This window comes from Larkinella humicola (assembly GCF_008727875.1).
Classification (GTDB): Bacteria; Bacteroidota; Bacteroidia; order Cytophagales; family Spirosomataceae; genus Larkinella; species Larkinella humicola.
On the sequence record NZ_VTWS01000001.1, the window covers coordinates 941,344 to 956,076 of the forward strand.

Below are 14,733 nucleotides of genomic sequence, written 5' to 3' on the forward strand. Positions count from 1 at the left end.
CTCACCATATGTTCCCAAAACTGGAAAACATATAACTTCCCACTGTACCTGTTAACCCATTCACTTTTTTGTGCGTATCGAGACCATTGCTACTGTGACCCCAACCGTCGTCATTCGGGAAGATTCTTTTGATGTGTCAACGACCGACTCGTATCAGCTTTGCCTGGAAATGGGCAAGGAACGGTTCCGGTTTTGTGTGGTCGAACCCCATCCGCGCCGGTGTGTCTGGCTGGAAGACTACACCTTTCCGACCCTGTTGACTGAAAACCCGCTACTGCCCTCCTTACGAACCATTTACCAAAACCATCCAATCCTTCAGTCGTCCTACTGGAAAAGCATTCAGGTATCGGTCAATTCCCCTTCGTTTACACTGGTTCCGTCCGGTCTGTTCCGGAAAGAATACGCAGGGCAGTATCTCCAGTTGATGCGCGGCAATCCGCTCTCCAGCTCGGAACACGCGCTGGCCTATGCTCATAAAAAAGAGGATTTTCAGGCGGTTTTCAGCGTCGACAATGCCCTGACCGATTGGCTGTCGGCCACCTATCCCCTGCAACAGATTACGCTCGTTCACCAGTCGAGCACGCTGATTCAGGCAACGTCGCTGACGGATTCGGTGCTGAATTCGGACCAAAAACTATCGTTAAATTTTGAAGATGAATCGGTTACGGTTATTTATCGCAAAGGTGGAGAGTTCAGGTTCTGCAACCGGTTTGCCTACAAAAATGCCACCGATCTGGTCTATTACATCCTGTATGTCATCAATGAATTGAAAACCGAACCGAAGGAATTGCAGGTGGTTTTGTTCGGAGAAATTACGCCTTTTGCCGAAATCTATACGGCCCTCGAACAATTTCTGCCCACCATTCGCTTTGGTTCAACACCGCCCGGCTTGCAGTTGACACCGGCTTTCGATGAGTTACCGGAACACCGGTATTTCAGTTTGTACGGAAACACCCTGATCGAGTGAGAACGGGCAACCAACTGACCTTCATTCACCAGCCAGCCACCACCCGGTTTTTTAAACCTGTATGAAACGAATCGCGCTCTTTCCCGGCTCCTTCGACCCGTTTACGAAGGGACATGAAGACATAGTGTTACGGGGACTCAAACTTTTTGATGAAATCTTCATCGGCATTGGCCGGAACGCCAGCAAACAGCGGTATTTTCCGCTGGACGTGATGGTCGGCCTGATTGAGCAAACTTTTGCGGCCTATCCGGCGGTGAAAGTCGTATCGTATGACGACCTGACCGCCAACGTCGCCCGCGACCTGGGAGCCCGGTTTTTGCTGCGGGGCTTGCGCAACACGACGGATTTTGAATACGAAAACAGCATTTCGCAGGTCAACCGGTACGTGTACGAAGACGTCGAAACCGTCTTTCTGATCACCTCTCCGTCTCTCGCCCCCATCAGTTCAAGCATCATCCGGGAATTGCACCGCTATTCCAAAAACATCGACGAGTTTCTGCCGTACAAACTGAAGTAGTTAAGAGTGATGAGTTAAGAGTTGGCTGACGCAAGCTGAAACAAGTGCGACAGCCAACTCTTAACTCTTAATTATTAACTATTTCAAAACCTTCCCATTCACCTCATCGATCACATACCGGATGGAGCTGAAGGAGTTGGTGAGGGCCAGGGCCGTTTGTTTGGCATCCATCCATTCGAGTCGTTCGATGTCCTCGTCGGTTTGGGGCGTCATCCGGGCATCGTCGACGCAGGTCATGTGGTACCATTTGGTCTTTTTCAGGATTCGGTTTCCGTTCAGCGTGTAGGTGTGCCAGGTCGTACAGATGCGGTTTTCGAGGGTAGCCACCACCCCGGTTTCTTCTTCCACTTCCCGCAGGGCCGCCACCCGCGACTGCTCATCCCCGTCGAGTTTCCCTTTGGGCAGATCCCACTTGCCCCGACGGAAAATCAGCAGCATTTTATCCTCCTTAAACACCACTCCTCCGGCGGCCCGGACAATCTTGAACATACTTTTAAACTTCTCCTCAACGGCCTTTTTTTCAGCGGCTACCAGCGTAATAGAGCTCAGGTCGCCCATTTCGTAGTTGTTGAGCAAATTGACCAGTTTCTCGATGGTAACGGGCGTCGCATTGAGCACCAGGAGATGCCCTTTCAACATAGCCAGCTTCAGGCCGTCGAGACGGGCGTCGATGATCCGGTCGTACTCCACGTGGTTATCCAGCGCAGCGTCCTGCAATTTGGCTGCCTTCTTCGAACCCTTTAAATGAATGGGTCGGTCGTCAATAAAAATGGTCATGAGGTAGTTGAACTGCTGGGTGAATGAGCCCGTCGAACCGTCGACGTACCGAATAGCGTGAATTACAAAACAAATTTAGATAAACCATTCATCTTTGAAGAGAAACTAAATCCACTATTTTTGCAGAACGCCAACTTTCCCCCTTGTGGAACTTGCAATCATTCTTTTTTTAGTCATTCTGAACGGTGTTTTTTCCTTATCGGAGATTGCACTGGTTTCCTCCCGCAAAGCCCGACTCGAAACCGACGCCCGAAACGGCGACCGCCGGGCCGAAGAAGCTCTGAAACTCGCCGAATCGCCCAACCGGTTTCTGGCTACCGTTCAAATCGGGATTACCCTCATCGGAATCCTGACCGGTATTTTTAGTGGAGACAGCCTGACCGACCAGATTTCGGGCTTCGTGTCCCAGTTTCCACTCCTTCAACCCTACGCCAACAGCATTGCGGTTACGCTGACGGTTATTCTCATTACGTATCTGTCGCTGGTGCTGGGCGAACTGGTACCCAAACGAATCGGGCTGTCAAATCCGGAAGGCATTGCGAAGGTAATGGCCGGGCCGATGAATATGCTGTCCCGGGTGACCTCACCCTTCATCAGTCTGCTCGGCTTTTCCAGCGACCTCATTATTAAAATTCTGAATATCAAGCCCAACGCCAGTGCCGTAACGGAAGAAGAAATCAAAAGTCTGATTCAGGAAGGTACCTCGGGCGGGGTCATCGAGGAGATCGAGCAGGAAATTGTACAGAACGTTTTTCAACTCGGCGACCGCCGGATCACCTCCCTGATGACCAACCGGCAGGAAATGGTGTTCCTGGATCTGGAAGCGACTGTTGAAGAGAACCGCCAGTACATCATCGAACACCGCCATTCGCATTACCCGCTTTGCCAGGGGGGCGTCGATGAAATGATCGGACTCATTCACAGCAAGGATTTTTTGGGCAAAGACCTCGATGATCAGCTCACCCGGCTCGAAGAACTCAAACGCGATATTCTGTATATTCCCGAAAGCAACATGGCTTACCAGGTGCTGGAGCGGTTTCGGGAACGCCGGCAGTACGTCGGCATCATCGTCGATGAGTACGGGGGTGTTCTGGGCATGGTGACGCTCAACGACATCGTGGACGCGCTCGTGGGCGACATTTCGGACACCAACGAATTTGAATTCGAAATTGTGGAACGGGGCGACGGCAGTTACCTTGTGGATGCCCAGATTCCGTTTGACGATTTCCTGGATTACTTCAACATCATTATCCAGAACCGGCGCGAAATGACTGGATTCGATACCCTGGGCGGTTTTGCGTTACAGATTATCAAGGACATTCCGAAAACCGGTGAAACGTTTTCCTGGCAGGAATACCAGTTTGAAATCATCGACATGGACAAAAGCCGGATCGATAAGATTCTGGTGACGAAGCGAATTGAAGAGTAATTTTCTTAATGATGAACGATGAATGGGCCGCTACCTATTATTTTACGGGTACAATACCATTCTTGTCTTGCATTCATCGTCCATCATTCATCATTCATCATTCAAAGCATACATGATTGCAGCAAAAGTTGCCCGATTGCTACTGGAAGTGAAGGCGGTTCGGCTCCGGCCGGAGGAACCCTTTACGTGGAGTTCTGGCTGGAAATCACCGATTTATTGTGACAACCGGATCACGCTTTCGTACCCGGAAGCCCGGACGTATATTCGTACGGCGTTAGCCGATACAATTTTAAAAGAATTCCCTGATGTTCAAGCCATTGCGGGCGTTGCTACGGCCGGTATTGCGCAGGGAGCGCTGGTTGCCGATGCGCTGAACCTGCCCTTTCTATACGTTCGGCCGGAACCCAAAAAACACGGCATGGGCAACCAGATCGAGGGACGGCTGGAAGACGGACAGCGCGTTGTGGTGATTGAAGACCTGATTTCGACCGGAGGCAGTTCGCTCAAAGTGGTGGATGTGTTGCGGCAAGCCGGCGCCGGGGTGCTGGGCATGGCGGCCATTTTTACCTACGGTTTTCCGGTAGCCAGTCAAAATTTTGCAGACAAAGACGTCAAACTGGTTTGCCTGAGCGACTACGAAACGCTGGTGGGCGAAGCCCGGGATCTGAACTACATTTCGGCCGATGCCATGGACTCCCTTGCAGCCTGGCGGCAAAATCCGGCAGAATGGAACCGTTAGCCTGATCCGCCGATGAAACGGCTCGCTTGTTTGGCATTCGGCTGGCTACTAACCACGTCGGCTCTGGCGCAGGAATCCGGGCTTCCCAACCCGATTCAGGCCGACCTCGAACTCGGTGGCATGGGCGCAGCGACCCGCCAAACCCCGTTCTGGCTCCGCACCAACCAATACGGCATCGTGCCGCTGCAAGGCCCGTTTGCGACCTTACGGGGGCAAATGAGTCGCGACTACCGCACCGATACGGTTTATACGAACCACCACCGGTTCGATTGGGGCGTTGGTGGCTACGCGGCTGTGAATGTGGGCAAAAGCAGTCAGTTTCTCCTCCCTGAATTATACGCCAAAGTTCGGCTGGGAAAATTTGAACTCTGGGCGGGCCGTCGGCGCGAGCAATACGGCCTCGGTGACACCACGCTGACGTCCGGTTTTGTGGCCTGGTCGGCCAATGCGCTCCCCATTCCGAAGGTTCAGTTCCACACGCCCGGCTTCGTACCGATCGGTTTTCTGAAAAAGCTGGTGGCTTTCCGGCTGGGATATGCCCACGGCTGGTTCAATGCACCCTACATCAAAGGCGCGTATCTGCACCAGAAATACCTCTACGGTCGCTTCGGAAAACCGCACTGGAAAGTAAAATTTTACGTGGGAATGAATCACCAGGTGCAGTGGGGAGGCCACGCTGATTACCTGAAAGGCACTTCGTTCGCGGTCAATGGCAAGTTGCCTTCCTCGTTCCGGGATTATACGGGACTCGTTTTTGGTCTCTATCCAAAAGAAATCACCACCAGTCAGCAAACCGCCTTCGACGGCGAAAACCGGGTCGGCAACCACCTGGGTTCCATCGACTACGCGCTGGAATGGACGACCTCCCGGTTAAGTACCTTGCTTTACTACCAGCATTTTTACGAAGACGTCAGTGGAATCGTTTACCTCAACTTTCCCGATGGGTTGTGGGGACTGCGTTTTCGGAATAAAAGCGCCACGCCACCCCCCCGGTTCCGGTGGAATGCCGCCGTGGTGGAGTGGCTCCCGATGACCAGTCAGAGTGGACCGGTTTTCGACCAGACGGCCCAGTATCAGGGAGCTGACAATTATTTTAACCATGGCCAGTACCGGGAAGGCTGGTCGTATTTTGGGCGAACCATCGGCACGCCCTTCATTGCCCCGCGAGCCGACTACACCGCCCGCGTGCAACAATACACCGGGGGCGGCTTCTTCCCCAATAACCGGGTCAATGTCTGGTATCTCGGTCTGGAAGGAATTCTATACCGGGTTCAACTCAATGCGCGGGCGTCGTTCAGCCGCAACTACGGTACCTACAACCAGCCGTATTCTCCCCGTTTCGAGCAGTTTTCAGCCCTGTTGGCGGCTCGGATTCCCCTTCCCCGGTTTTCCAATACCTTCCTGTCAGCCTCTTTCGCCCTGGATCAGGGCGCGTTATACCCGACTCAAACGGGCCTGTACCTGTCTGTTAAAAAGAGCTGGTAATCTCCGGTTTCAACTTTACCGTAGTATTATCTTTCTCCATCGCTGGCCTGGCAACTTACTCATTATCAGCGACTCACTTTCTCCCACTGCGGCCATATCCTAACATTCTGGTGGGTTGGAAATCTAAATACCCGTCTTCATTCGTATGACTGTCAATATCCTATCATTCCATTCAACCTTTCTAAAACGATTTGAAACATGAGTACGACTAAAAAAGGAGGATTTCGCCTACCGGCAGGCGCGTGGGTACTGGGCCTGATGGTGGGTCTGAACGCCTGTACGTCACCCGAGAGCGCCCTGAGCCCCGATGCGACGAAACACAACAGTGCCCGTGAAAGCGCGACGGAGCTTTCGTTTTTTGTTTTAACGGACAACAACCGGTTGAACAAGAAGACCGTTTCGAACCCGATGGCGAACCTGTCGGATACCGAGATTACAGGTTTGAAAGAAAACGAAAAAATCCTGGCCATCGACTTCCGCCCGGCAACGGGGCAACTCTATGGACTGGGCAGCACCTCCCGGGTTTACGTCATCAACCAGGAAACCGGGGTAGCGCGGTCGGTGAGTATGGATCCTTTCTCTCCCGCCATCACCGACGGGGCTTCGGTCGCTTTTGATTTCAATCCGACGGTCGACCTGATCCGGTTGGTGACCAGTACCGGCCAAAACCTCCGGCTCAATCCCAACACCGGCATGCTCCAGACCGGCGGGCAGGATGGAAATATCAACGGTGGAATGAGCCCGGCGATTTCGGCAGTGGCCTACACCAACAGCAAGGGCGTTTCGAGCAGTACGGTTTTGTATGACATCGATCCGGTTTCGGATCGTCTTTACTCCCAGATTCCGCCCAACAACGGAACACTCGTCAACGTCGGCCCCCTGGGAAAAGACATTACGGGAAGTGCCGGTTTCGACATTTCGTCCGACAACAGCCATGCCCTGCTGGCCTACTGGGTGGGCAACAAAGCAGAATTGGGTAACGTGAATCTTACCACGGGTTCCATTCAGAAGCTGGGCGATCTGGGTTCCAGAAACTTCATCGGGCTGGCCATTCCGACGGATGCCGTCGCCTACGCCGTCAGTGGCAACGACCTCCTGATTTTCGATCCCTTCGACATCCGGCCGGTTCAGCGTACCATTACCGGCCTGCAACCGGGCGAAACGATTCGCGGTATCGACATGCGTCCGGCAACGGGGCAACTCTACGCCCTGGGAAATTCCAGCCGCATTTATACCATTTCGTATCCGGCCGGCACCAACAACGCCCAGCTCACGGTGGTGGGTACGGGAGCCTTCACGCCAACCCTGACGGGCAGTGACTACGGTTTTGATTTCAACCCGACCGTCGACCGGATTCGGGTCATCAGCAACTCGGGTCAGAACTTGCGGATTGATCCGACAAATGGGAACGTTAGTGTCGACAAACCACTCAATTATGGCCCCACGGCGGTTGACAAGCCTTCGGTGCGGGCGGCTGCCTATTCGAACAACGTTCAGGGCGCAACGACAACGGTGTTGTATGACCTCGACGACTTCTCCAACCGCCTGTACCGTCAGATTCCGCCGAACGACGGCACGCTGGTGGGTGGAAGTCCACTGGGCATCGACATCACGGCAACCAACGGATTCGACATCGGCGGACGGAGCGACAAGGCCTATGCGCTGTTGACGGCGGGCAGTTCGACCAACCTGTACACCATTAACCTGAACAACGGCGCGCTCACCAACCTGGGAACATTCCCGACCACGGTACGCGGTTTTGCCATTGGATTAGGGTTTTAAGTTGGAATGAAAAATGTAAAATGATGAATGTTGAATGTAAAAGTTTCGGATTGGAAACCCCTTTTACATTCAACATTCATCATTTTACATTTTTCATTCCTTAATTCTTTAATTCAATTGGTACTTCTTCCCCGGCAGCGTCCTGACCATCCCCCTGAACTCCAGGTTCAGGAGCAGTGACGCCAGTTTGCCGAGGTGAATCTGCGTTCGCCAACTCAGCTCGTCGATGTGCCAGTCGGGCTTTTGACGAAAGAGCGCCAGAATCTGACTTTCTTCTTCCGTAAATTCCAGGGCCAGGGCGGTTTTGTCGGTTGGAGCGGTTTTGCTCACCGGCTGATCCCAGTTCAGGGCTTCAATCACATCCTCCGGTTTGGTATAAATCTGCGCTTTGTTTTCCCGAATCAGCTTGTTGCAGCCTTGCGAAAACGTCTGATTCAGATGGCCGGGAACGGCAAACACTTCCCGGTGGTAGTTGTTGGCGTATTCCGCCGTGATCAAAGCCCCGCCTTTGGTGGCCGCTTCCACAATGACGATGGCGTCGCTCAAGCCCGCGATGATGCGGTTTCGGGCCGGAAACAAGCGGGCATCAGGCTTGACGCCGGGACGGTTTTCGGTGAGCAAACCGCCGAGCAGCACCATCTCCTGCGCGGTTTTCTTGTGCACATACGGATAGACAATATCGACCCCACTGGCCATCACACCCACCGTTGACAGGCTGTTGATCAAACTGGCCCGGTGGGCGGCAATGTCAATGCCGTAGGCCAGACCACTGATCACCAGCGGCTGGTAGGGTTGCACCGCCTGAATCAGTTCCTCCGTGATCCGCCGTCCGTAGTCGGTGGCCTGCCGCGTTCCGACAATGCCGAGGGTGCGGGCAGCGTTCAAGTCGGCGGTACCCTGAAAATACAGCATCGCCGGAGCATCGTAGAGGGCTTTCAGGCGGACCGGATAGGCCTTCTCGGTATAAAATACCTGCTGAATCCCCAGCTTTTCGCACCGCAGTTGCGTCTGTTCCGCTTCCCGTAACACGTCCGGGTGCAAAATAGCGCGGGCAATCACCTCGCCCACGCCGGGGGTTTTCCTCAATTTCGACAAGGGCGACCGAAAAACCTCGGAAGCCGAGCCGCAATAACTCATCAGTTGACGAATCAATACATCGCCCACACCGGGTACGGACGTCAGTGCCGATTGGTAAAATAATTCAGGTTGATTCACGGGCTGGTCATTCAGGGTTTTTATCAAGACGGAATCGGAAGCCCGGAGTAACGGTGCGGGTCAAAATAAAAATTGAGTATATTTGCTAAACAGCCCCATTCCATGTCAACGTTCTCCCTGTTTCGCTCATCCATCCCGATCGCCCTCCTCCTTTCAGCGCCTGGATGGATGGGTTGTCAAAAAGAAGGAAAAACCGGAACCAACCCGGCCATCAACTCCGAAGTGGTATTGAAAGCCCATTCGACCACGCCCCCGCTGTTAAAGGCCCTGCCCGGTTTTGAAAGCCTGGAAATTCTGCCGCTCATCAGCAGTTATGATAAGCTGGAACAATCACCGGATTTTGTTTTTGCCGGCGAACCCGATGGGGCCGGTTTGGTGAAAAATCCGGCGGGCGACGGTTATGTGCTGATCACCAACCACGAAATCATCCGCTCTGTATCCCGGGTCTATCTGGATAAAACCTTCAAACCGGTGAAAGGCGAATACATTGTCGATGCCGAGGGCGGAATCTGGCGCCTGTGTTCGGCCACGATGGCTAGCCCGGCCGAACACGGTTTTGGTCCGCTCTACCTGACCGCAGGCGAGGGCGACACAGAAGGGCGGGTTCACGCCATCGATCCCCTGGGTGCGGCCGATAAAAAGAACGGCAACCGGACGCTTCCGGCGCTGGGAAAAGCTTCGTTTGAAAATGCGCTTCCTTTGCCGAAAGGCTCGTATCCCAACAAAACCGTCGTGTTAATGACGGAAGATGAAGGCAATGGGCAAGTGACGATGTACGTTTCTACGACGCCCGGCGACCTCCAAAACGGAAAACTCTACACCCTCCGCCGGACCAACCAGGACCCGATCGAAAAAAACATGCAGGCCGACCAGCGGTATGAGGTCGAATTTGTGGAAATCGACAACGCAAAAACCGCCACGGGAGTGCAGATTGCCGCGCAGCAACTGGAAAAAAATGCCATTCAGTTTGCGCGGGTCGAAGACATTGACTACCGGAAAGGCAGCGCGGCCAATGGCCGTGAACTGTATTTTGCCGTTACCGGTTCGTTCGCCAGCGACCGGGTGCAGTGGGGCCGCATTTACCGCCTGGAACTGGATGCCAGCAACCCGCTGAAAGGCCAGTTGTCGTTTGTGGCCGAAGGATATTCCAATCCGGGCAAAAGCCTGATCAATCCGGACAACATCTGCGTCACTGAGAATTTTGTGTACATCGGGGAAGATGGCGACGCGCCGATTTCGACACCCGACCACGACGGTCGCATCTGGCAATACGGCATCACCACCAAACAGCTCAAGCCGTTCCTGGAAATGAACCACCGCCGGGACGATGGCGACTTCCAGCGCAAATACAACATCATTGGCCACCAGGGCATCAGTACCTGGGAATACGGCGCGATGACTGATATTTCGGACGTGGTTGGCGTGCCGAACACGTTCCTGATCAACCTGCAACCGCACACCTGGCGCGATACCAAATTCATCAACGCGGATGGCAGCGCGATCACCAAAAACGTCAATATTTACGACAATGCGATTGGGAATATGGGCGAAGGTGGTCAAATTGTCATTGTGCGCGGTGTTCCGAAATAAGGCCCCCCACCCCCCTAAAGGGAACTTGAACTTACCTAGTTTCAAGCCCCCTTTAGGGGGGTGGGGCCTTTTCCTGCTCGCAACATTCACAGGTGTCTTTCTCCTCAATTACCTGGACTCACCAACTGAAAAACCAGTTGCGGCTACGGAACGCGTTAAACAGCAGTTTTCCCACGATCTGGCGAAATTCCGTGACCTGATTGAAACCCGGTTTTTGCCGCTGGCCGAACACAGTACCTCATCCGATTCGTTGAAAACCGCCTTTCTGGCCTGCCGCCGGGCCTACAAGAAGCTGGAGCCGTTTGCGGAGTATTATTTTCCGGCTACCACCCGGCTGGTCAACGGTCCGCCCCTGCCCGAAATTGAAGCCGAAGACAACCGGATTTCGGAACCCGGCGGCTTGCAGGTCATCGAAGAATTGCTTTTCCCGACCTTTGATCCCAACCGGCGGTCGGACCTGATTCGGGAAATAAAAAAACTCCGGCGCGAACTGCTGCGGTATGCGGATTTCGGGAACGATACGGCACTGACGGACGCCCACGTTTTCGATGCCCTGCGACTTCAGATCTTTCGGATCATCACGCTCGGAATCAGCGGCTTCGACACTCCACGCTGCCAGACGGCCCTGCCCGAAGCCGCTGCGTCGCTCGGGGGGTTGAGTACCTATGTATCCTTCTATAGCACGAATACCCCCGGTTTTCGTCGCCTTATTCAGCTTCTGGAAAACTCCGAAACGCACCTGAACCGCGCTTCAGACTTCAACACGTTCGACCGGTTTCAGTTCATCACTACGGTTGCCAATCCGCTTACCACGCACATGCTGGCGTTTCAGCAACAGCGCAACATCCAACCGTTTAACGAGCTTCGGGCGTTGCGGACGGATGCCAAAACGCTGTTCGACACCAACGCTTTCAATCCGGATTTCTACGCACCGACGGTCGCGATGCGCACCAATCCGGCCAAGGTGCTGCTGGGCAAAAAGCTGTTTTCTGACCCGATTTTATCCGTCGGCAACAATTCGGCGTCGGGCGGAAAACGGTCGTGCGCCAGTTGCCACCAGCCCGCGAATGCCTTCACCGACGGATTGCCCAAAAATGCCACCCTGTCGGGTCGTGGGTTCGTCCGGCGAAACACGCCCACCTTGCTGAATGCGGCTTTACAAAACGCCCAGTTCTACGATCTACGCGCTCAGACGCTCGAAAATCAGGCGTCGGAAGTCATTCAGAATGTGGACGAAATGCACGGATCTCTGGAATATGCGGCCCGGACCTTGCAGCAAAACAGTCGGTACCGGGCGTGGTTTAAAAAGGCTTTCCCGATCCTGCGGGATTCGATCGAACCATTTCACATCCAGAATGCCCTGGCAGCCTACGAACGGTCCCTCGTTCGTCTCAATTCCCGGTTCGACCGAGCCATGCGGGAGCAATTCCACGGAACCGGAAAACCGCTTTTGTCGGCCGAAGAACGGCTCGGTTTTAATCTTTTTATGGGCAAAGCCAAATGCGGAACCTGCCACTTTCTGCCGCTCTTCAACGGAACGGTGCCGCCGGTTTTCACCCAGACCGAGTCGGAGGTCATTGGGGTTCCGGTGAGGCCCAACCGCCGTCAAATCGATCCGGATCCCGGTCGTTATGCCCTTTTCCGGCTCGACCCGCTGAAGTATTCCTTTAAAACGCCAACGGTGCGAAATGCAGCCCAAACCAGCCCGTATATGCACAACGGTGCGTACCAAACGTTGGAGGAAGTACTGGAATTCTACAACCAGGGTGGGGGCCGCGGACTTGGTATTGTGCTCGAAAATCAAACCCTTCCGGCTGAAAAACTTGATCTGACGACCTCCGAAAAATCCGCACTGCTTGCCTTTCTGAAGACCCTGTCGGACGCAAAGTAGGATATTTACGAGAACCGGCCTTCCGAACGTATAGACCCAAACTTTATTTTTTTGGAAACGTATAGTTTCTGGCGTGTGACACCACTCAGTTATTAGTACTCATGTCTGCGAATTAAACCAACTCCAAATCATCGTCCCCCATCCAGGTAAGCACCTTGAAATCAAGAGAATACCGCACTAAAGCGGTTGTTTCCTGATTTTTTATAAGACAAAAACCGGGACCGGCAAAAATAATTTCACAATACTTTACAACTAGATTGATTTTAAATTACTCAAAATGGTAAAATTCTTAAAACCTTTAATGTTACCAAAAGTTTAAGAATGAAAACTTACCCAATTGCATGAAATTAGTATTTGCCATTCTGTTTGCTGAAGGTCACGTTGCAAACCGCCTGTTCGCCCGCTTCGGCAGAAGCAGTTTTCTGGATTACCCACCGCTCCATTAGCGTATTATCTATTTTTCGTCTCTCGTTGCCCCACCGTACTTTTTTCCTGACCGTCCCGAATACCATCTGGATCGATGTTTTTCAGCGATTTCGATCCCGATTAAAACCGTACAATCAGAGTTCAATTCATAGCACAATACACACTTACATTTCTTGACCGCACATGACACCCAAAATGAATATTGAAAAACGCTCCTTCCTTTCCTGGTGTTTGCACATTCTGCTGATTCTGATCAGCGGATCTTTGGCCCTCGGAAGCGCTTATATGGCTTATAAACTAACCAGCGAAAGCTCGATTACCGTTGGATTTGCCGGGATAGGTTTTTACGTAATGTATTACTTAGGCGGCACCTTCTTACCGGTCAGGGCAAAATGAGACTACTTTTACTGCTTCTCTGCCCGATTCTGGGACTTTGTCAGACCCGGATCGAACGGAAGCCCATTCAGCTTTTTGCAGAAGTGGGCGGTTTTTACGGAAATTCCAAACAGACGCCCTTCTGGCTTCGCTCGAACCAATACGGAACCGTACCGACAGATTTGCCGTATGCCAGCGTACGAACCGGCCTTCGCTGGGATTCCCGCTATGACGCAGTTGATGACAATACGCCCGTAAAAAAGCGTGATTTTTTTGGCTTCGGATACGGGGTCGAACTGGTCGGAAATACGGGCATGGGATCAAAATCTACCCTGATTATTCCGGAACTCTACGGCAAAATTCGCGCCGGAGCCTTCGAACTGGTGGCCGGTCGGCGTCGCGAGGTCATCGGTCTCGTGGATTCAACCCTGAGTTCGGGTTCCTACAGTTGGTCGGGCAATGCACTTCCGTTGCCTAAAGTTCAGATCGGTCTCTCCCAATACACTCCTGTTCCGTTTACGGGTGGCATCCTATCGATCCGAGGTTTTTTTGCGCACGGCTGGTTTGAACGAAATAATTTTGTTAGCCGGGCCTATCTGCACCAGAAAGCCCTGTATGCCCGCATCGGCAAAGCGCGCTGGCCCATCAAACTCTACGCCGGTTTCAATCACCAGGTCGAGTGGGGCGGAACGACCAGCGAGCTTTCCGACGGACTCGTGAAAGAAGGCCGTTTTCCGTCTAACTTTCAGGCGTATTCGTATATGGTGACGGGGAGTAGCCTGGGCTACAATCCCGGTGTCGACACGACGTATTACAGCCGTTTTGACCGGGAAAACCGGATCGGCAACCACCTGGGGAGCATCGACGTTGGCCTGGAGTTCAGCACGAAAAAACTTTCGATTCTGGTGTATCGCCAGAGTGTGTACGAAGACGGCTCGCTGTTTTACCGCACGAACCTGGAAGATGGACTCAACGGCATTCGCTTCCGGAGTTTGAAACCGGCGACCTCGGGCTTCCGCATCACCGGTGCCGTTGTGGAACTGTTGTATACCAAAAGCCAGGGAGGTGGGGTTTTTGAAGCCACCGACAAATTGCGGGGGCGGGATAACTACTTCAACCACAGCCAGTACCGCAGCGGCTGGTCGTATTTTGGACAGGGAATCGGAACGCCCTTCATCACACCGATGACCACGGCCCGCCCGGATCTGCCGCAGTACGGTTTTTTCAGCAACAACCGGGTTCGGGCATTCCACACCGGTTTGCAGGGTGGGTTTGGGCGCAACTGTACGTTTCAGATGAAGCTGTCGTACAGCGAAAATTTTGGCACCTACGACGTTCCCTTTGCCAACACCGTCGAACAGTTTTCATCCCTCCTGCAGGTGGGCGTTCCGCTGAACCAGAATGGTCTGCTTGTGACCGTTTCAGCGGCTTCCGATCAGGGTGGTTTATTCCCCCGCAGCAACGGCGTCTACGCCGGCATCCGAAAAACCTGGGATTATTACCAATACCGTTCGAGGAGGATGTAAAGAACCGTAAACTG

The 14,733-nt window shown here is 53.3% G+C and carries 12 protein-coding genes; 10 read left to right on the forward strand and 2 right to left on the reverse strand.

Going from position 1 to position 14,733, the window contains the following annotated elements:
* Positions 1 to 70 precede the first annotated feature (70 nt).
* The gene (locus F0P93_RS04030; RefSeq protein ID WP_225309365.1) at positions 71 to 967 is read left to right on the forward strand and encodes a DUF3822 family protein; all 897 of its coding nucleotides are present in this window, start codon (positions 71 to 73) and stop codon (positions 965 to 967) included.
* 61 nt (positions 968 to 1,028) lie between these two features.
* The gene (gene coaD / locus F0P93_RS04035) at positions 1,029 to 1,484 is read left to right on the forward strand and encodes a pantetheine-phosphate adenylyltransferase (protein WP_150875007.1); all 456 of its coding nucleotides are present in this window, start codon (positions 1,029 to 1,031) and stop codon (positions 1,482 to 1,484) included.
* A gap of 78 nt (positions 1,485 to 1,562) precedes the next feature.
* Here the strand turns inward: coaD and F0P93_RS04040 are convergent, their stop codons facing one another.
* Positions 1,563 to 2,261 carry an NUDIX hydrolase gene (locus F0P93_RS04040; RefSeq protein ID WP_150875008.1) on the reverse strand — a complete coding sequence of 233 codons (699 nt, stop codon included), beginning with the start codon at positions 2,259 to 2,261 and terminating at the stop codon, positions 1,563 to 1,565.
* Positions 2,262 to 2,406: 145 nt separating this feature from the next.
* Between F0P93_RS04040 and F0P93_RS04045 the strand changes: the two genes are divergently transcribed.
* From F0P93_RS04045 to F0P93_RS04060, 4 genes are all read left to right on the forward strand, one after another.
* Complete coding sequence (locus F0P93_RS04045) at positions 2,407 to 3,690, forward strand: hemolysin family protein (protein ID WP_150875009.1); 1,284 nt, start codon at positions 2,407 to 2,409, stop codon at positions 3,688 to 3,690.
* Between the two features lie 112 nt (positions 3,691 to 3,802).
* Positions 3,803 to 4,429: an orotate phosphoribosyltransferase gene (gene pyrE / locus F0P93_RS04050; protein ID WP_150875010.1), complete on the forward strand. Its 627-nt coding sequence runs from the start codon at positions 3,803 to 3,805 to the stop codon at positions 4,427 to 4,429.
* Positions 4,430 to 4,441: 12 nt separating this feature from the next.
* Positions 4,442 to 5,914, forward strand: coding sequence for a capsule assembly Wzi family protein (locus tag F0P93_RS04055; protein ID WP_150875011.1), 1,473 nt, complete (start codon positions 4,442 to 4,444; stop codon positions 5,912 to 5,914).
* A 198-nt stretch (positions 5,915 to 6,112) separates the two neighbouring features.
* Positions 6,113 to 7,696 carry a DUF4394 domain-containing protein gene (locus tag F0P93_RS04060; RefSeq protein ID WP_150875012.1) on the forward strand — a complete coding sequence of 528 codons (1,584 nt, stop codon included), beginning with the start codon at positions 6,113 to 6,115 and terminating at the stop codon, positions 7,694 to 7,696.
* A 108-nt stretch (positions 7,697 to 7,804) separates the two neighbouring features.
* Here F0P93_RS04060 and dprA read toward each other — a convergent pair whose 3' ends face one another.
* The gene (dprA, locus tag F0P93_RS04065) at positions 7,805 to 8,911 is read right to left on the reverse strand and encodes a DNA-processing protein DprA (protein WP_445482305.1); all 1,107 of its coding nucleotides are present in this window, start codon (positions 8,909 to 8,911) and stop codon (positions 7,805 to 7,807) included.
* Between the two features lie 102 nt (positions 8,912 to 9,013).
* Here dprA and F0P93_RS04070 point away from each other — a divergent pair, with 102 nt between their 5' ends.
* From F0P93_RS04070 to F0P93_RS04085, 4 genes are all read left to right on the forward strand, one after another.
* The gene (locus tag F0P93_RS04070; protein ID WP_191908718.1) at positions 9,014 to 10,501 is read left to right on the forward strand and encodes a PhoX family protein; all 1,488 of its coding nucleotides are present in this window, start codon (positions 9,014 to 9,016) and stop codon (positions 10,499 to 10,501) included.
* 25 nt (positions 10,502 to 10,526) lie between these two features.
* Positions 10,527 to 12,392 (forward strand): cytochrome-c peroxidase, encoded by a 1,866-nt coding sequence (locus tag F0P93_RS04075; RefSeq protein ID WP_191908719.1) that lies wholly within the window; start codon positions 10,527 to 10,529, stop codon positions 12,390 to 12,392.
* Positions 12,393 to 13,013: 621 nt separating this feature from the next.
* Positions 13,014 to 13,214: a hypothetical protein gene (locus F0P93_RS04080; RefSeq protein WP_191908720.1), complete on the forward strand. Its 201-nt coding sequence runs from the start codon at positions 13,014 to 13,016 to the stop codon at positions 13,212 to 13,214.
* Entirely contained in the window at positions 13,211 to 14,719 is a 1,509-nt protein-coding gene (locus F0P93_RS04085) for a capsule assembly Wzi family protein (protein ID WP_150875015.1), read from the forward strand. Before F0P93_RS04080 ends, F0P93_RS04085 begins: the two co-directional genes overlap by 4 nt.
* Positions 14,720 to 14,733 lie beyond the last annotated feature (14 nt).